The sequence below is a fragment of the Pseudomonas sp. PDM03 genome (genome assembly GCF_014852385.1).
Classification (GTDB): Bacteria; Pseudomonadota; Gammaproteobacteria; order Pseudomonadales; family Pseudomonadaceae; genus Aquipseudomonas; species Aquipseudomonas migulae.
The window spans coordinates 119210-137450 of the sequence record NZ_JACVBM010000001.1 but is presented as its reverse complement, the minus strand read 5'-3'; the positions used below and the strand labels follow the sequence as shown (position 1 = coordinate 137450).

Below are 18241 nucleotides of genomic sequence, written 5' to 3'. Positions count from 1 at the left end.
CGGCCTATGGTCCAAACGATGCATTGCTGGCGACTGGCGTGCGATGGCTCGCCGCCGGTTGCTGTCCTTCCCGTGCGAATTTTCGCAAAGAGGTGACAACATGCCGAACGACTCCCGCCCTGCCGTGCTTGAACTGATCGGCAATACGCCGCTGGTGCGCGTCAGCCGCTTTGACACGGGCCCGTGCACCCTGTTTCTGAAGCTCGAATCACAGAACCCCGGCGGCTCGATCAAGGACCGCATCGGCCTGGCGATGATCGACGAAGCCGAGCGCGACGGCCGGCTGAAGTCCGGCGGCACCATCGTCGAGGCCACCGCCGGCAACACCGGCCTCGGTCTGGCCCTGGTTGGCCGCGCCAAGGGCTATCGGGTGGTGCTGGTGGTGCCGGACAAGATGTCCACCGAGAAAGTCTTGCACCTCAAGGCCATGGGCGCCGAGGTGCACATCACCCGCTCCGACGTCGGCAAGGGCCATCCCGATTATTACCAGGACGTCGCGGCACGGCTGGCGCTGGAAATTCCCGACGCATTCTTCGCCGATCAGTTCAACAACCCGGCCAACCCGCTCGCCCATGAGTGCAGCACCGCACCGGAGATCTGGGCGCAAACCCAGCATGACGTGGATGCGATTGTCGTCGGCGTCGGCTCGGCCGGCACGCTGACCGGACTGACCCGTTTCTTCAAGCGCGTACAACCCAATCTGGAAATGGTGCTGGCCGACCCCATCGGTTCGGTGATGGCCGAATACAGCCGCAGCGGCACCATGCAGACCCCCGGCTCGTGGGCGGTGGAAGGCATCGGTGAAGACTTCATCCCCTCGATTGCCGACCTGTCCAGCGTGCGCCACGCCTATTCGATCAGCGACGAGGAAAGCTTCGATCACGCCCGCCAACTGCTGCGCGCCGAAGGCATTCTTGGCGGTTCCTCGACCGGCACCCTGCTGGCGGCGGCGCTGCGTTACTGCCGCGAGCAAACCACGCCCAAACGCGTGGTCAGCTTCGTCTGCGACACCGGCACCCGCTACCTGTCGAAGGTCTACAACGACCAGTGGATGAACGATCAGGGCTTGCTCAAGCGCAAACCTTATGGCGACCTGCGCGATGTGATCGCACGGCGTTTCGAGGATGGCCGGGTGATCAGCGTCGGCCCGGATGACACGTTGCTGACGGCGTTCCAGCGCATGCGCCTGGCGGATGTGTCGCAATTGCCGGTGCTGGCGGACGGCAAGCAACTGGTCGGTGTGATCGACGAATCCGACATTCTGCTGGGCATGCAGGAAGATCCTTCACACTTCCGCTTGACCGTGGCCAGCGCAATGACCAACAAAGTAGAAACCCTGCCGCCCAGCGCCAGCCTGGAAAAGCTGCAGGCAGAACTCGATCGCGGGCTGGTCGCGATCATCGCCGACGCCTCGGGCTTCCATGGCCTGATTACTCGCGTCGACCTGCTCAATCATTTGCGGAGATCCCTTGCATGAGTCAACACGATGAAAACGCCGCGGCACGCGCCTTTGCCACTCGGGTGATCCACGCCGGGCAAACGCCGGACCCGACCACCGGCGCATTGATGCCACCGATTTATGCCAACTCCACCTATCTGCAACAAAGCCCCGGCGTGCACAAGGGTTTCGATTACGGGCGCTCGCACAACCCGACGCGCTTCGCCCTGGAACGCTGCGTCGCCGACCTGGAAAGCGGCACCCAGGCCTTCGCGTTCGCCTCCGGGCTGGCGGCAATTTCCACGGTGCTGGAACTGCTCGACGCCGGTTCGCACATCGTGTCCGGCAATGACCTGTACGGCGGGACGTTCCGACTGTTCGACAAAGTGCGTAAACGCAGCGCCGGGCACCGCTTCAGCTTCGTCGACCTGACAGACCTCGGTGCGTTCGAAGCGTCGTTGCAGGACGACACCAAAATGGTCTGGGTCGAGACGCCGAGCAATCCATTGCTGAGCCTGACTGACCTCGCTGCCGTCGCACGTATCTGCCGCGACCGCGACATCATCTGCGTCGCCGACAACACCTTTGCCAGCCCATGGATCCAGCGCCCGCTGGAGCTGGGTTTCGACATCGTGCTGCACTCGACCACCAAATACCTGAACGGCCACTCCGACGTGATCGGCGGCATCGCCGTGGTCGGGCAGAACCCGGAACTGGCGCAACGCCTGGGTTTCCTGCAGAACTCGGTGGGCGCAATCGCCGGCCCGTTCGACGCGTTTCTGACCCTGCGCGGCGTGAAAACCCTGGCGCTGCGCATGGAGCGTCACTGCAGCAACGCGCTTGAGTTGGCGCAATGGCTGGAGCGCCAGCCGCAAGTCGCGCGCGTCTACTACCCGGGCCTGCCATCGCACCCGCAGCATGAATTGGCGAAGCGGCAGATGCGCGGTTTCGGCGGGATGATTTCTGTCGATCTGAAGAGTGACCTGGCGGGTGCCACGCGTTTCCTTGAGAGCGTACGGATATTCGCCCTGGCCGAGAGTCTGGGCGGCGTAGAAAGCCTGATCGAGCATCCGGCGATCATGACCCACGCCACCATCCCCGCAGAAACCCGCGCACAGCTGGGCATCGGCGACGGGCTGGTGCGGTTGTCCGTGGGGGTTGAGGATGTCGAGGATCTGCGTGCCGATTTGGCGCAGGCGCTGACGCGGATCTGAACAAAACGGGGTTCGGTGGCATGACACCGAACCTGTAGGAGCCGGCTTGCTGGCGATGGCGGTGTATCAATCACCATTGATGTTGGCTGACACGCCGCCATCGCCAGCAAGCCGGCTCCTACAGGGGAAGGCGTACGACAGGTCGATTGCGCTCTGCGTTGGGTGTTACTCGCCGGACTTGATGCTGGTCCAGACCCGCGTACGCACCCGTTCAAGCTTTTGCGGCAGCGGTTGCACCACATACAGGGTTTTCAACGCTTCGCTGGTCGGCGTCAGGTTCGGGTTGCCGGTGATTTCCTTGTTGATCAGCGCAAGCGAGTCCTTGTTGGCGTTCGGGTAGCCGAGGAAATCACTGATCGGTGCGATGACTTTCGGGTCCAGCAAGGTGTTGAGAAACTCGTGGGCTTCCTCCACGTTCTTCGCGCTTTTTGGAATCGCAAAGGTATCAAACCAGATCGGCGCCCCCTCCTTCGGCAAGCGCCAATCGACCACTACGCCGTTGCCCGCTTCCTTGGCGCGATTGCCGAACTGGTAGAAGCTGCCGGAGTAGCCGATGGCGACGCAGATGTCGCCGTTGGCGATGTCGGTCATGTACTTGGCGGAGTTGAAATAGGTGACGTAAGGGCGAATCTTCAGCATCAGCGCCTTGGCTTTTTCGTAGTCGTCCGGGTTCTGGCTGTTCGGGTCCAGCCCCAGATAGTGCAGCGCAAGCGGCAGGATTTCCGAAGGTGAGTCGAGCATGGCGACGCCACAGGATTTCAGCTTCTGCATGTTTTGCGGGTTGAACACCAGATCCCAACTGTCCACCGGCGCATTCTCGCCCAGCGCGGCCTTGACCTTGGCCGGGTTGAAACCGATCAGCACGGTGCCGTACATGTAGGGCACGCCGTACTGGTTGCCCGGATCGTTCTTGTCCAGCAATGCGAGCAGTGCCGGGTCCTGGTGTTTCCAGTTCGGCAGCTTGGTCTTGTCGAGTTTCTGGAATACACCGGCCTTGATCTGGGTTTCGATGAACTGGTTCGACGGCACCACCAGGTCGTAACCCGAGTTGCCGGTCAGCAGCTTGGCTTCCAGCGATTCGTTGGTGTCGAAGGTGTCCCAGGTCACTTTGATTCCGCTTTTCTGGGCGAAGTCCTTGGGCACGGACGGCAGGATGTAGTCCGCCCAGTTGTACACCCGCAATTCCCGCTGTTCGGCGTGCACGGCACTGGCCAACAGCGTCAGCCCACAAACAGTGGCGCCCAGTATGCGTTTCATCATGACCATGAATGAATTCCCCAAATGTGTCGCTCGTTGGTTTTTATGTTCTGTACACGGCAGGCCTTAAAAATTGCCCAGGGCAAGGAAAACAGGATTTCAGTTGTGGATTCGCAAGCGTGCTGAAACAGCAATGCTGCTTCGATTCTTGCTGACGAACGAGTGAGTTCATAGTGCGAGGTCGGCCAAAAGGAGATCGAAATGGCCAATATCGGTGTCCCGGTGGATCCGGTGTCGGAAGACGCCCTGATCACCCTGTTGTACGCAATCCCCTGTAGGAGCCGGCTTGCTGGCGATAACGTCCGTCCAGTCAACAAACAAGTTGGCTGACCCACCGCTATCGCCAGCAAGCCGGCTCCTACAAAGGTGTCGGGAGAAGGCGAAAACGACAAAGCCCGCACAAGGCGGGCTTTGGGATTCGAGTAGGTGGCCGGCGCTGGTCTCCGGCTTACAAGGTTTATCAGGACTCTCACAGAACAGTTTTGTGCTCTTCTGCTTCACACGGCATAAGGGCTGGATCTCAGCGCGGAGATCTTTCTAACCGTGTACCCTTCGGAACGCGCCCCACGTGTCCTTGCCATCCGCTTGCGCATCAGTCTGCGTCTTCACCTACAAATTCAAGACTAGTACACCCCCCCGAACCGCGCCCCTGAATTTTTAGAACGATTTTGCCCATGGCGACGGACGTCAGGACGGAAAAATACTAACCAGTGTCCGAGGGTTTTGCCGCCGGAGGGTTTCCCTTCAAGCCCTTTGATGTACAGTCTTCGCCGACGTTTGCAGAACAACAAAAAATACAGGAGTTGAAAATGTCGGAACTGAAACTGCATCCAAACGCCGCACAATCCTTGAACCAATGGCACGCGATGATCAAAAAGGCTGACTTGAAGGCCTTGCCCGAATTGTTGGACCCGCAAGTGGTTTTCCGCTCGCCGATGGCGCACACGCCTTATCCAGGGGCGCCAGTGGTCAACATGATTCTCAACACGGTGTCCGGCGTGTTCGAGGACTTCCAGTACCACCGCGAACTGTCGACTGCGGACGGCTTGAACGTCATCCTCGAGTTCAGCGCCAGGGTCGGTGAAAAACAGCTCAAGGGCATCGACATGATCCGCTTCAACGAACAAGGAAAAATCGTTGAATTCGAGGTGATGGTCCGCCCCTTGAGTGGCTTGCAAGCCTTGGGTGAAGAGATGGGGCGCCGACTGGGCGCTTACCTGGCCGCCAGCAAAGCCTGACCACCCAACAGCGCTTCATCGGCGGGCTCATACACCGGTGAAGCGCGTCATCAGGCCAGGCTCGAAAGATACGGCCACGGGTAAATGCCGCGTTCGTGGCCATCGCTGAAAATCAGTTGCAGGCCATAGCCCTGCGCGTTCAATTCGATGACTTGCACTCGGTCATCGACCCTCGGCGTCAACCCTTTCAAGCGAAACGCCCGGCACTGCGAACACGGGCATTGCCGGCGCAACTCGGCATGATCCAGCAACTGCTCACGACCATCCGGCCAGTTCAGTCGCAGCTGCCGTTTGCTCCGGGAATTGCCGATCGCCAGCGGGTTCATTGCAACTGACTCAAGGCAATGCGCACGGCTTTACGCACTTCCGGGTCGCCATCGTTCTGCGCGGCCTGCAACGGCGCAACTGCGCCTTTATCGTTCAATTCGCCGAGGGCCAACGCGGCTTCCTTGCGCAGGTTGCTGATGCGATGACCGAGGGTTTCGATCAATGCGTCCAGCGCCGGGGCATAACGCAAGCGACTGAGACTGCGGGTGGCGCGCAGGCGCACTTGCCAATAATCATCGCTCAACGCTTCGACCAATGCCGGGCCGGCGTCGGTATGACCGACCTTGCCGAGGGTGGTCGCGGCTTCTTCGCGCACTTGCCAGGCGCCGTCCTGTAATGCCTGGCGCAGGGCCGGCAGGACGTACGCATCGGAGGCCAGGCCGAGTGCACCCGTGGCGGCGCGACGGACGTCGGTGTCCGGGTCGTGACTGGCCAACGTCGCCAGGGCCGGCAATGCATCGAGCTGTTTGAGCCAGCCGAGCACGCCAACAGCTTCGCGGCGAACGCTGGCGTCTGCATCGCTCAGCGCCGCCAAAGCAGCGGTAGCGGCATCGGGAAAACGCAATTCGCGCAACGCCCGGAACGCGGCGATACGCACGTTGATGTCGGCATGCCCGGTCCACGGCAGAATCACCCTGCCCGCGGCTTCACTCTTGAGCAGGCTCAGGCTCTGCGCGGCGGCGGCCTGCACGGCCGGCGACGGATCGGTCAACGCCTGGCACAGCGCCTCGACGACCGGCGCATCCTCCCAGGCTTCAAGCAGGCGCGCGGCTTCGGCGCGGACCTCTGCGGTCGGGTCTTCGGCCAGTCGATCGACCAGCCACAGCAAACCGTCCGGTTCTTCCAGATCCGCCAGCTCGATCAGGGCGATCCGGCGCACGCCGGCGTCGGCATCGGTCAGGCGCGGTTGCAGGGCGAGAATGTCATCGTTATCGGTTACATCGAATAGAGAGGTCATAGGGCAAATCGCGGCAGTTTGTTTTCAGGAGGAAGTCCGAGAGGGTTCAGGCGTGGTAGCTGCCGACCGTCTTCGTGACGCAGTAATTCGAGGCAATGGCGCTTCAAGCGGGAAAACTCATGGCTTGTCACCAGTTCGCTGGTGCGTGGCCGAGGGAAGTCGAGGCGCAGGTCTTCGATGATCCGTCCAGGGCGCGTGCTCATGACCAGCAGCCGGTCGGCGAGGAACAGCGCTTCGTCGATGTCGTGGGTGACGAACACCACGGTGGTGCGAATCCGCGTCCAGATGTCCAGCAGCAGCTCTTGCATGTTCAATCGGGTCAGCGCGTCGAGGGCACCGAAAGGTTCGTCCATCAGCAACAGGCGCGGACGGTTGATCAGTACACGGGCGATTTCCACCCGCTGCTGCATGCCACCGGACAACTGATCCGGCCAGCGCTCGGCGAACCCTTCGAGGCCGACCAGCGCGAGAATTTCATCGGCGGCTTCGTGCCGTTCGGCCTTGCCGATGCCGCGCATTTTCAGGCCGAACGCGACGTTGTCGCGCACCGTACGCCAAGGGAACAGCGTATGGTGCTGGAACACCATGCCGCGCTGGGGCGAAGGACTCGACACGTCTTCGCCATCGACTTTGAGGCTGCCGGCGCGAGGTTGCAGGTGTCCGGCCAGTGCGCCGAGCAAGGTCGATTTACCGCAACCGGAGGGGCCGAGAATGCACACGAACTGCCCCGGTTCGATCTGGCAATCGAGGCCTTGCACGGCTTCGAACGCGGCACGGCCCTCCCCGAGGCTGATCGACAATCCGCGAATATCGATACGCCCTTCAAGGTGTTGAAATACGCTCATCAGGCTTTTCCTCGTGGTCGATGCCAGGGCGTCAACAACCCGCCCAACCGTTTGATCAGCAGGCTGCTGCCCATGCCGAGCACGCCGATCAGCAACATGCCGACGACGATGTCGGCGTAGTTCTGGATGGTGTAGGACTCCCAGGTGTAATAGCCGATGCCGTATTGGCCGGAGATCATTTCGGCGGTCACCAGGCAAAACCACGAGGTGCCCATGCCGATGGCGAGGCCGGTGATGATGCTCGGCGCGGCGCCCGGCAGAATCACCTCCAGCAGAATCGCCCGACGCCCTGCCCCGAGGCTTTTCGCCGAGGCAATCAGGCGCGGGTCGACGCCTTCGACGCCGTGCACGGTGTTGAGCAGGATCGGGAACAGCGCGCCGGTGAAGGTGATGAAGACCATCGACAGTTCCGACGACGGGAACATCAGGATCGCCAGGGGAATCCAGGCCACGGCCGGGATCGGACGCAGGACTTCCAGCGGTGGTAGCAGCAAATCTTCGGCCCATTTCGAACGGCCGATGGCCAGGCCCAACGCGATGCCGATGATCAGCGCCGCGAGGTAACCGGCGAAGACCCGGCTGAGGCTGCTGCTCAGGTGCTGGGCGAGTTTGCCGGAATCGCCCAGGCCCAGGGCGGCTTCGATCACCGCCAGCGGTGTCGGGACATTGGCGAAGGTGACCAGGCCGAGGTTCCAGTGGAGGCTGGCGGCGAGTTGCCAGAACAAAAGGCAGAGCAGCAATGAAGCTGCCCTTGGAATCCAGCGCTTTATAGATCGGGACATGCATCTTCCTCCACCCTGTAGGAGCCGGCTTGCTGGCGATGGAGTGTCAGTCGACATCTATGTAGCTGACACACCATCGCCAGCAAGCCGGCTCCCACAGGGGATTGCGGGGTTCTGGCGGTTAGCGGGCGGCTACGGCCTGGGTGGTGGCGTCGGTGAAGTCGAGGACTTTGCCGCCCTGGGCCGTGGCGAATTGCTGGGCCTGGCCCTTGAGCAGAAACGCGCTGAGGCGCCCTTTCGCATCACTGGCAAACCACGCCTGATCCGCCAGCAACTTGATCCCGCTGTCACTTGCCTGGGCATACACCGCGCGGATGTTTTTGCCTTCGGACTTCAAACCGGCCAATGCGGTGAACGCCGATTCCGCCGAGCCGTACTGCCGCACTTTCGGCTCGCCGCGCACCCAGATCTCGGCCACATGACTGAAGTCGGTGATGGCTTTGCCGCTCAACGCATCCACTGCTTTGAGCGGGGTCTGGCCGTAGTTGGCCAGTTGCGCGGTGTAGTCCAGGTGCGAGGCCTTGAACGCGGCGCGGATGTACTGGTCGTCGATGAAGGTATTGAGATCGAGACCGCGATCAGCCTTCTTCAGCAGCTTGAGGGTGTCGATGGCGGTGCCGACCGCCTGGCGATATTCCGGCTTCCAGCTCAGGTCGCGGGTCTGCACGCCGAGCGGGCCGTGGAACAGGTAATTGACCTCCGCATCGACGCCGGTGACCTTGGCGATCAACTCGCTGTACTTCTCGGGTTCTGCCGCCAATAACTGGTTGGCTTCGAGGCTGGCGCGCAGGTACGCGACGACGATTTCCGGGTACTTTTTCGCGTAGGCCTGATCGACCAGCGCACCGTGGAACGTCGGCGTATTCGCCTGGGAGCCGTCATAGATCTTGCGAGCGAAGCCACGGCTCGGGAACAGTTCGGCGAACGGCACAAAATCGGCGTGGGCGTCGATCTTCCCGGCCTGCAACGCGGAGCCTGCGACTTCCGGCGGCTGGGCGATGATGTTCACGTCTTTGAGCGGGTCCCAACCCTGAGCCGCCACGGCGCGCAGCAACATGCCATGGGCGGTCGAGGCGAACGGCACGGAAATGGTCTTGCCCTTGAGCTCGGCCAGTGATTGCACGCCCGAAGCGCTCGGCACGACGATGCCGTTGCCGCTGCCCTTGATGCTGCCCGACAGCACGCTGATAAACAGACTGTGTTTGCCGGCGGTTTCGAACGCGACGCCGTTGAACGAACCAGGGAAATCAGCCATCGCGCCGAAGTCGAGTTTGCCGGCGACCATCTCATTGGTCAGGGGCGCGCCGCTAGTGAAGTTCTTCCACTCGACCTCGTATTTGGCGTCTTTGTATTGGCCATCGTGGGGCAAGTATTTGTCCAGCAGGCCGAGCTCGCGAATCAACAGGCCGCCGGCGGCGCAGTTGATCGTGGTGTCCTGGGTGCCAATGGCAATGCGGATGGTTTCGGCGGAAGCCGACAAGGTGAATGAAGCCAGTACCAGACCGGCCAATGCTGCACGCAATAACATGGTGAATCCCCTCGAATCATTTATAGGATGTTCGTCTCCGCCACGATCAGGGCGTGGTGGGAAACGAGGGGTGTTTGAAGCAGGCGTCCGGTGTTGCCGGGTAGCGTTTTATGTTGTTTGGGCTGGCCTCTTCGCGAGCAAGCCCGCTCCCACATTGGAACTCGATCAATTGTAGGAGCCGGCTTGCTGGCGATCGCGGTATATCCGCCAGCATTAATGTTGAATTGGAAATCCTCATCGCCAGCAAGCCGGCTCCTACAGTTCGGTGTTTCAGCGTAAGAGGTATGGGATTTCGACTTTCACGGCCCCTGTCGGGCAGTCCTTTTCGCACGGCATGCAGTACCAGCATTCGTCGAAGGCCATGTAGGCCTTTTGCGTGGCCGGGTTGATCGCCAGCAGGTCCATCGGGCAGACGTCGACGCACACGGTGCAGCCTTTGTGGGCGATGCACAGGTCCTCGTCGACCGTGACGGGCGCGTTGGAACGGAAGAAAATTTCCTGGGGTTGATAGGCCATTGGTCGGTCTCTCTTATAGTCAGGCTCAGGCCGCAAAGGCACCGACGCGCAGCCGGTCGTAGGCCTGCATTTCTTCGGCATCCAGCGGGATGATGTAGGGCTCGACGGCTTTCTTGAAACTGCTCATCCGGCCGTTTTCATCCTTCTTCAAATGGCAATGGCAGAACCAGTCGCTGTCGTTGCGCTTCGGGTGATCCACCCGATAGTGATAAAGCCCCCAGCGACTTTCGGCGCGGAACAACGAAGCGCGGGCGGCCATTTCGGCGCAGTCGCGGATCATGCTGACTTCCATGGCGCGCATCAGTTCGTGGGCGTTGTGGGCCTTGATCTGATCAAGATCGCGCTGGATATCGCTGAAACGCTGCAGGCCGATTTGCATCTTCTTGGTCACTTTCGGCGGTTGCAGGTAATCGTTCACGAAGCGTCGCAGCTTGTACTCGACCTGGGCCGGCGGCAGTCCGTGCTCGCGGTCCAGCGGTGCGTAGACCCGTGCTTTCTCTGTTTCGATCTGCTTGGCATCGACCGCTGAAAATTCGCGACCGGCGACAAAATCCGCTGCGTTGGTGCCGGCAAACCAGCCGTAGGTGAACGCGCCAAGCATGTAATTGTGCGGCACGGCGGCCATGTCACCCGCCGAGTACAAACCCTTGACCGAGGTTTCGGCCTTCTCGTTGACCCACACACCCGACGCCGAATGCCCGCTGCAAAAACCGATTTCCGAGATGTGCATCTCGACCATCTGCGTGCGGTAATCGGTGCCGCGATTGGCGTGAAACTGACCGCGACTCGGGCGTTCGTTGCTGTGCAGGATCTCTTCGATGTTCTGAATGGTTTCCTCGGCCAGGTGATCGAGCTTGAGGAACACCGGGCCGTTGCCGCTTTCGAGTTCCTGGTGGAACTCCCACATCATCTGGCCGCTCCAGTAGTCGCACTCGATGAAGCGCTCACCCTTGTTGTTGGCGGTGTAGCCGCCCAACGGGCCGGTGACGTAGGCGCAGGCCGGGCCGTTGTAGTCCTTGATCAAAGGGTTGATCTGGAAGCATTCGAGGTTCGCCAGTTCGGCCCCGGCGTGATAAGCCATGGCGTAACCGTCGCCGGCATTGGTCGGGTTTTCGTAGGTGCCCATCAGGTAACCCGAGGACGGCAGGCCCAAGCGCCCAGCGGCGCCGCACGCGAGGATCACCGCCTTGGCCTTGATCACGTGAAAATCGGCGGTACGGCAGTCGAACCCCATCAGACCGTTGACCGCGCCCTCTTCGTCCGTCAGCAAGCGCGTGCAAACCACACGGTTGGTGATGCTGACCCGGGCGCGTTTCAACTGGCGGTACAGGACTTTCTTGATGTCGTGCCCTTCCGGCATCGGCAGCACGTAAGCGCCCATGTGGTGGACCTTTTTCACCGCGTAGTCGCCGGTTTCGTCCTTCTCGAACTTCACACCCCAGCGGTCCAGTTGCTCGATGGTTTCGAAGCTGTGGGTGGCGTAGGCGTAGACCGCAGCTTGATTGACGATGCCGTCGTTGGCGATGGTGATTTCCTTGGTGTACTGCTCCGGCGTGGAATGGCCGGGAATGATCGCGTTGTTCAGGCCGTCCATGCCCATGCTGATCGCGCCGCTGCGCTTGACGTTGGCCTTGTCGATCAGCAACACGCGCAGGTCGCGGTTGCGCTCCTTGGCCTTGATTGCCGCCATGGGACCTGCCGTGCCACCGCCGATCACGACGATGTCGTATTCCTGTTCGAGGGTACTTCTTGTCATGCCTGCGCCCCTTTGTGCCGGTCGATCCGCAGGCGGTACTGGAACGCATCGCCACGGTAGTAAAGGTGTTCGAAGTCCACGGGTTGGCCGCTGGCATCGTGGGTCAGACGCTCGATGCGCATGATCGGCGAACCGGGTTCGATGTTGAGCGCCTGGGTCAGGTCGCTGTCGGCGAGTACGGCGTCGATGGCCAGATCGGCATGACCGAGGGCCAGGCCGCAGTCGTTTTCGAGGATCAGGAAGATGTCGCGGGTGACCAGATCGGCCTTCTCCAGCCGTTCGCCGATGGTTTTTGGCAGGTAGGTGATTTCCAGTGAGATCGGCTCGCGGTTGATCAGGCGAACCCGCTTGATCTGCGCCACGATCTCGCCTTCGGCCACCTGCAAACGCTCGGCGACGAGTTTGTCGGCGGGGATGAATTTGAAACTGCGCAGGCGGTTGATCACCTCGTAGCCACGTCCGGTCATGGACTCGGCGAGGCCTTGCAGGGTGCTGACGTTCTGGAAGGTTTTCGGCTTGGCGACGAACGTGCCCTTGCCGTGAATCTTGAAGATCAGCCCTTCTTTTTGCAGATCGCCCAAGGCCTGGCGCACGGTGATGCGGCTGACTTTGAACAACGCGCCAAGCTCGCTTTCCGAAGGCATCTGGCTGTCTTGCGGGTATTCGCCATCGAGAATGCGGGCACGCAGGACGTCGCGCAGTTGAGTGTGCAAAGGAACACTGCTGAGGGAGAGAACGTTATCGGTCATGGCAGATCACTTGTTATAACGAGTTATGACGTGATCTTAGAGTTCTAATGACGGGGTTGAGAAATACTGTTTGAGAATAAGGTTAGATTCGTGGGGTGGCGCGTTACCTGACGCACCGCGCTGCATGGATCGTCGGAACGCCGCCCGCAGCAAGCCGGCTCCTACAGGATTGGCGTCAACCAAACACTCCCGGCACACCCCCACACTTGTAGGAGCCGGCTTGCCGGCGATGGCGCCCATGAAATCGCCATCGCCGGCAAGCCTGGCTCCTACAGGATTGGCGTCAACCGAACACTCCCGGTACACCCACGCACTTGTAGGAGCCGGCTTGCCGGCGATGGCGTCCATGAAATCGCCATCGCCAGCAAGCCGGCTCCTACAGGGTTTGCATCAACCGAACACTCCCGGCACACCCACGCACTTGTAGGAGCCGGCTTGCTGGCGATGGCGTCCATGAAATCGCCATCGCCGGCAAGCCTGGCTCCTACAGGATTGGCGTCAACCGAACACTCCCGGTACACCCACGCACTTGTAGGAGCCGGCTTGCCGGCGATGGCGCCCGTGAAATCGCCATCGCCGGCAAGCCTGGCTCCTACAGGATTGGCGTCAACCAAACATTCCCGGTACACCCACGCACTTGTAGGAGCCGGCTTGCTGGCGATGGCGCCCATGAAATCGCCTTCGCCGGCAAGCCTGGCTCCTACAGGATTGGCGTCAACCAAAAATCCCCGGTACACCCACGCACTTGTAGGAGCCGGCTTGCTGGCGATGGCGTCCTTGAAATCGCCATCGCCGGCAAGCCGGGCTCCTACAGGATTGGTGTCAACCGAACACTCCCGGTACACCCACACACTTGCCGGCGATGGCGCCCATGAAATCGCCATCGCCGGCAAGCCTTGCCCCTACAGATCAACCGACGCGCAGCGCGCGCAAGTCCAGTCGACCGTCCTTCAGCGGTGGGCACCAGTAGTAGCCGCCGGTGATCGGGCGACTGATGCGGTACAAGCCGTCGGTGATGCCATCTTCCAGACCGCTCATGCGCCGCAATTGGGCTTCGAAGGCGTCGAGGGAGAAACCGAACGCGAGGAACATCAGACCGGCGCGGTCACCTTCGATCCACGGCATCGACCGGCGGACCACGAACGCCTCAGGGGCGAAGCTTTCCTGGGCGGTGCGTTTGACGTGGGCAGAGATCGGCGCGTCATCGATTTCTTCGTTGTCGCTCAAGCGACGGCCCATGATGTTGTCTTTTTCTTCGGACGGCATCGCGTGGAAGCCCTTCAGGTCGTGCTGCCACTGCTGGATCGCGGCGAAGCTGCCACCGACCACACCGTCAGCGCCCTCACCGACCAGCGCGGCAGCCACGGCGGCTTCGTCGTGCGGGTTTTCGGTGCCATCTTCGTAACCGGTCAGGTCGTGGCCGGTGAGGTGGCGGAACGTTTCGTTCATCTGCACCAGGCGCAGGGCCGGTGCCAGCGCGGCCTCGATGGCGGTGGCGCGATTGAGCAACTCGCCACGGTCGACACCATGCAACCAGCACCACAGCGCGTGCTGGGTCGACGGGTTGTCGACGCCGACGCCGGTCAGTGCCGGAAACGGCCGCAGCCCGTCGATCTGCACGTGCAGCGCCTTGACCAGGGATTCACCGAAACCGACCACCGCCGACTTCCCGTCCACCAGCAGCATCAACTTGTCGAGCGCGGCCGGCAGAGCATCGACGGATTCCAGCGCGAAGAACATATGACGGGCTTGAGGTGGAACGGGGGTGGCGAGAATGCCCGGCTGGTAGTAACTCATATGAACTCCTTAATAAAGAGCATGAAGTTTACCCGCAGCGTCGGCCGTTGTGTGTTCTCAGGTCAAAAGATCGCCGGATCTTGACCCCGGCACTTAAAAAGTCGAGGCAATAAGGCGTATAACCTTTGAAGTGAATTCTGAACTGCAAGCCGCCAGCGTATGGCTTACATCACATGGAGTAGCGACATGACCACAGCACACATCCTCGGCAACCTGTTTCCCGACGCCAGCGACATTCCGGAAAAGTACCGCCTCGACGGCCAGACCGAGCAGCGTGAATACCTGGTCGATGGCGAGCTGAAAACCTGGTCCGGCCCCCTCGCCCAAGTCCGCAGCCCGGTGTACCTGACCGGCGAAAATGGCGACGAACAAGTGATCCTCGGCAGCACGCCGCTGCTCGATGCCGACACCGCGCTGACTGCCCTCGACGCCGCCGTCCGTGCCTATGACCGGGGCCAGGGTTTGTGGCCGACCATGCGCGTGGTCGAACGCATCCAGCACGTCGAAGCATTTCTCGGGCGTATGCGCGAACAGCGCGAAGCGGTGGTCAAGTTGCTGATGTGGGAGATCGGCAAAAACCTCAAGGACTCGGAAAAAGAGTTCGACCGCACCTGCGACTACATCGTCGACACCATCAACGCGCTCAAGGAACTCGACCGCCGCTCCAGTCGTTTCGAGCTGGAACAGGACACGCTCGGCCAAATCCGCCGCGTACCGCTGGGCGTGGCGCTGTGCATGGGACCTTACAACTACCCGCTGAACGAAACCTTCACGACGCTGATTCCGGCGCTGATCATGGGCAACACCGTGGTGTTCAAACCGGCCAAGCTCGGCGTGCTGCTGATTCGTCCGCTGCTGGAAGCGTTCCGCGACAGCTTCCCGACCGGTGTGATCAACGTCATTTACGGCAGCGGCCGCGAGACGGTCAGCGCGCTGATGGCCAGCGGCAAGATCGATATCTTCGCGTTCATCGGCACCAACAAGGCCGCCAGCGACCTGAAAAAACTCCACCCGAAACCGCACCGCTTGCGCGCAGCGCTGGGCCTGGATGCGAAAAACCCTGGCATCGTTTTGCCTGAGGTGGACCTGGACAACGCCGTGAACGAAGCGGTCACCGGTTCGCTGTCGTTCAATGGCCAACGCTGCACCGCGCTGAAAATCCTCTTCGTCCACGAAGACGTGGTCGAGGCGTTCATCGACAAATTCAACGCCAAACTCGCCAGCCTCAAACCCGGCATGCCGTGGGAAACCGGCGTAGCCCTGACGCCGCTGCCGGAGTCGGGCAAAGTCGATTATCTGCACGGGCTGGTTGCGGATGCCGTGAGCAAAGGTGCCCGTGTGGTCAACCCGAATGGCGGTGAAGCCCGCGCGTCGTTCTTCTATCCGGCGGTGTTGTTCCCGGTGACGCCGCAGATGCGTGTCTATCAGGAAGAACAGTTTGGCCCGGTGGTGCCGATCGTGCCTTACCGGCATCTGGACACAGTGATCGATTACGTCCTGGAATCGGACTTCGGCCAGCAACTGAGTATCTTCGGCACCAACCCGGTGGCGGTTGGCCGGTTGGTGGACACCTTCGCCAACCAGGTCGGACGGATCAACCTCAACGCCCAGTGCCAGCGCGGCCCGGACACCTATCCGTTCAACGGCCGCAAGAACTCGGCCGAAGGCACGTTGTCGGTGCATGATGCGCTGCGTGTGTTCTCTATTCGCACGCTGGTCGCGACCAAGTTCCAGGAGACCAACAAGGACCTCATCAGCGAGATCATCAGCGGCCGCAGTTCGAGTTTCCTGACCACCGACTACATCTTCTGAGGACCACGAGTCTGAGTACATTCAGAGCCAACCGACTGGCACCGTTACTGCGCCGGGTACTGCGTCCGTTACTGGACCCGTACCGGCGCTATCGCCACGCCAGATTGATTCACGCCGTACGCGTATCGCTGGGGTTGCTGGCGACGATCCTGCTGACCACCGGCATCCACCTGCCCCACGGTGAGTGGGCGTCGGTGACGATGCTGGTGGTGATCGGCGGTTTGCAACACCACGGCAACATCGGCAAAAAAGCCGCCGAGCGCGCCATCGGCACCTTGATCGGCGCTGGTGTCGGCCTGTTGCTGGTGGCGCAACAAGCCTGGCTCGGGATGCCGTGGCTGACCTATTTTGCGATGTCGGTGGTCTGCGGATTCTTCTCATACCATGCCATCGGCAAGGGCGGTTACACGGCGCTGCTGTCGGCGATCACCGTGTTTATCGTCGCCGGGCATGGCGATAATCCGGTGACCGACGGGCTGTGGCGCGGGGTGGATATCCTGATCGGCATTGCCCTGGCCTTGGCGTTTTCCTTTGCACTGCCGCTGTACGCGGTTTACTCCTGGCGCTACAACCTGGCCGATGCGCTGCGTGATTGCGCGACGATTTACGGGCGCATCATCAATGGCCAACCCGTCACTGATGACGAGCACGTGAAGTTGATGAATCGTCTGAACACGGTGATGGTGCAACAGCGCTCGCTGATGCCGTCGGTGTCCAAGGAAGTGAAGATTTCAATGACCGAACTCGATGCGATCCAGCGCCATTTGCGCATGTGTGTCAGCACCCTGGAAATCCTCGGCAACACCCGACCGGATATCAATGACCCTGACGCGATGGCGCATCTGCAATCGGCGTTGAAAGCGGAGCATCGGCTGATTCGCGTGCAATGGGTGGGCATGGCGCGGGCGCTGAAATCCGGTGCGTCCCAGCGGCTGAATCGACCCGTCGAACTGCCAACGGATTCGAGCCTGGACGCACCGGTCTACAACCCGCTGGACGGCTACCGGCTATTGATCCGGCAGCTGGCCAGCAACATTGGCGAAATGCGCCAGCGCCTGGCCAAGACCGAGCCGTGTTGGAACATCTGATTATTGTGTAACGGTCCGCCGAAACTTCAGGCTCCAGCCTTGTTGCATGCCGGCGGCGGCCAGCAGAATCGCAGCGACACCGATCCATTGCAGCACTTCCAGACGATGGCCGAAGGCAAACCAGTCGACGAAAATTGCCGCAATCGGGTAAATAAACGACAACGCACCGGTCAGTGCCGTCGGCAATTTCTGGATCGCGCCGTACAGCAACACGTACATCACGCCGGTGTGAACAATGCCGAGAGTCACCAGGCTGGCCCAGGCGCTCGGGGATTGCGGCAACGCCGAGAAGTGCGCGAATGGCGCGAGCAACAACACGCCGGTGCTGACCTGAATCAGCGCGATCAGGTGCGGTGGCGTGCCAGTCAGGCGTTTGATGATCAACGCCGCAATCGCGTAAAGGAAAGCGGCCCCGAGCGCCAGCGCGATGCCCATCAGGTAATCGTTGCCGCCCTCGCCCTGTTGCCCGTGAGCGCTGACAATCGCCAGCATCCCCAGAAACGAAACGCCCAGCCAGAACAGTTTCTGCAGGGTGATTTTTTCGTTGAGGAACAGCGCGGCCAAGCCGACCAGCATGAACGGTTGAACGTTATACACCGCGGTGCCGATGGCAATCGAAGCGCGGGAGTAAGAAGCAAACAACAGCACCCAGTTGCCGACAATCGCCACGCCGCTGAGCACGGCCAGCAGAAAAGTGGTGCGGGTCAGAATGCCGGGGCGCAGGAAGCCGAAAGCCGCGCAAATCAGCAACAAGGTGCCGGCGCCGAACACGCAACGCCAGAACACCACGTCCAGCACCGGTTGCCCGGACACCAGCACGAACCAGCCGATGGTCCCGGAAATCAGCATGGCGGCGGTCATCTCGAATGACCCGCGACGAAGTGTTTTGTCCATCATCAGACTCCTGTGATTGAGCCCAAAGTATGCCCATCCAAC

The 18241-nt window shown here is 61.1% G+C and carries 17 protein-coding genes; 6 read left to right on the top strand and 11 right to left on the bottom strand.

All coding sequences use genetic code 11. The features are described from left to right. The first annotated feature begins 100 nt into the window (after positions 1–100). Both IB254_RS00610 and IB254_RS00605 read left to right on the top strand, forming a co-directional pair. The gene (locus IB254_RS00610; protein WP_192415726.1) at positions 101–1477 is read left to right on the top strand and encodes a pyridoxal-phosphate dependent enzyme; all 1377 of its coding nucleotides are present in this window, start codon (positions 101–103) and stop codon (positions 1475–1477) included. Continuing rightward, positions 1474–2652 (top strand): cystathionine gamma-synthase, encoded by a 1179-nt coding sequence (locus IB254_RS00605; RefSeq protein ID WP_008027244.1) that lies wholly within the window; start codon positions 1474–1476, stop codon positions 2650–2652. Before IB254_RS00610 ends, IB254_RS00605 begins: the two co-directional genes overlap by 4 nt. Before the next feature lie 165 nt (positions 2653–2817). Here IB254_RS00605 and IB254_RS00600 read toward each other — a convergent pair whose 3' ends face one another. Continuing rightward, the gene (locus tag IB254_RS00600; protein WP_192415723.1) at positions 2818–3918 is read right to left on the bottom strand and encodes a polyamine ABC transporter substrate-binding protein; all 1101 of its coding nucleotides are present in this window, start codon (positions 3916–3918) and stop codon (positions 2818–2820) included. A 192-nt stretch (positions 3919–4110) separates the two neighbouring features. Between IB254_RS00600 and IB254_RS29625 the strand changes: the two genes are divergently transcribed. After that, positions 4111–4239 carry a hypothetical protein gene (locus IB254_RS29625; protein WP_263863959.1) on the top strand — a complete coding sequence of 43 codons (129 nt, stop codon included), beginning with the start codon at positions 4111–4113 and terminating at the stop codon, positions 4237–4239. A 479-nt stretch (positions 4240–4718) separates the two neighbouring features. After that, on the top strand, positions 4719–5147 hold the full coding sequence (locus IB254_RS00595; protein WP_192415721.1) for a nuclear transport factor 2 family protein: 429 nt from the start codon (positions 4719–4721) through the stop codon (positions 5145–5147). A 50-nt stretch (positions 5148–5197) separates the two neighbouring features. Here IB254_RS00595 and IB254_RS00590 read toward each other — a convergent pair whose 3' ends face one another. The 9 genes from IB254_RS00590 to IB254_RS00550 form a co-directional block, all read right to left on the bottom strand. Continuing rightward, entirely contained in the window at positions 5198–5473 is a 276-nt protein-coding gene (locus tag IB254_RS00590; RefSeq protein ID WP_192415718.1) for a DUF971 domain-containing protein, read from the bottom strand. Beyond that, positions 5470–6432 (bottom strand): HEAT repeat domain-containing protein, encoded by a 963-nt coding sequence (locus IB254_RS00585; protein WP_192415716.1) that lies wholly within the window; start codon positions 6430–6432, stop codon positions 5470–5472. Before IB254_RS00585 ends, IB254_RS00590 begins: the two co-directional genes overlap by 4 nt. Beyond that, positions 6429–7277 (bottom strand): ABC transporter ATP-binding protein, encoded by an 849-nt coding sequence (locus IB254_RS00580; protein ID WP_008027256.1) that lies wholly within the window; start codon positions 7275–7277, stop codon positions 6429–6431. Before IB254_RS00580 ends, IB254_RS00585 begins: the two co-directional genes overlap by 4 nt. Then, complete coding sequence (locus IB254_RS00575) at positions 7277–8059, bottom strand: ABC transporter permease (RefSeq protein WP_192415714.1); 783 nt, start codon at positions 8057–8059, stop codon at positions 7277–7279. The genes IB254_RS00580 and IB254_RS00575 overlap by 1 nt, the downstream gene beginning before the upstream one ends. Positions 8060–8180: 121 nt before the next feature. Then, a complete protein-coding gene (locus tag IB254_RS00570; protein WP_192415712.1) occupies positions 8181–9587 on the bottom strand; it encodes an ABC transporter substrate-binding protein in 1407 nt (468 codons plus the stop codon). 270 nt (positions 9588–9857) lie between these two features. Then, a complete protein-coding gene (locus tag IB254_RS00565; protein ID WP_007946457.1) occupies positions 9858–10103 on the bottom strand; it encodes a ferredoxin family protein in 246 nt (81 codons plus the stop codon). Between the two features lie 25 nt (positions 10104–10128). Beyond that, entirely contained in the window at positions 10129–11859 is a 1731-nt protein-coding gene (locus tag IB254_RS00560) for a fumarate reductase/succinate dehydrogenase flavoprotein subunit (RefSeq protein ID WP_192415710.1), read from the bottom strand. Next, positions 11856–12608 (bottom strand): GntR family transcriptional regulator, encoded by a 753-nt coding sequence (locus tag IB254_RS00555; protein WP_192415708.1) that lies wholly within the window; start codon positions 12606–12608, stop codon positions 11856–11858. Before IB254_RS00555 ends, IB254_RS00560 begins: the two co-directional genes overlap by 4 nt. 909 nt (positions 12609–13517) lie before the next feature. Further along, positions 13518–14405 (bottom strand): Dyp-type peroxidase, encoded by an 888-nt coding sequence (locus tag IB254_RS00550; protein ID WP_192415706.1) that lies wholly within the window; start codon positions 14403–14405, stop codon positions 13518–13520. Positions 14406–14591: 186 nt separating this feature from the next. On the opposite strand from IB254_RS00550, the gene IB254_RS00545 reads away from it, so the two are divergent. Beyond that, a complete protein-coding gene (locus IB254_RS00545) occupies positions 14592–16217 on the top strand; it encodes an NADP-dependent glyceraldehyde-3-phosphate dehydrogenase (RefSeq protein ID WP_192415703.1) in 1626 nt (541 codons plus the stop codon). Positions 16218–16264: 47 nt separating this feature from the next. Next, positions 16265–17305, top strand: coding sequence for an FUSC family protein (locus IB254_RS00540; RefSeq protein ID WP_192416608.1), 1041 nt, complete (start codon positions 16265–16267; stop codon positions 17303–17305). Here IB254_RS00540 and IB254_RS00535 read toward each other — a convergent pair whose 3' ends face one another. After that, the gene (locus IB254_RS00535; RefSeq protein WP_192415701.1) at positions 17306–18199 is read right to left on the bottom strand and encodes a DMT family transporter; all 894 of its coding nucleotides are present in this window, start codon (positions 18197–18199) and stop codon (positions 17306–17308) included. Between the last annotated feature and the right edge of the window lie 42 nt (positions 18200–18241).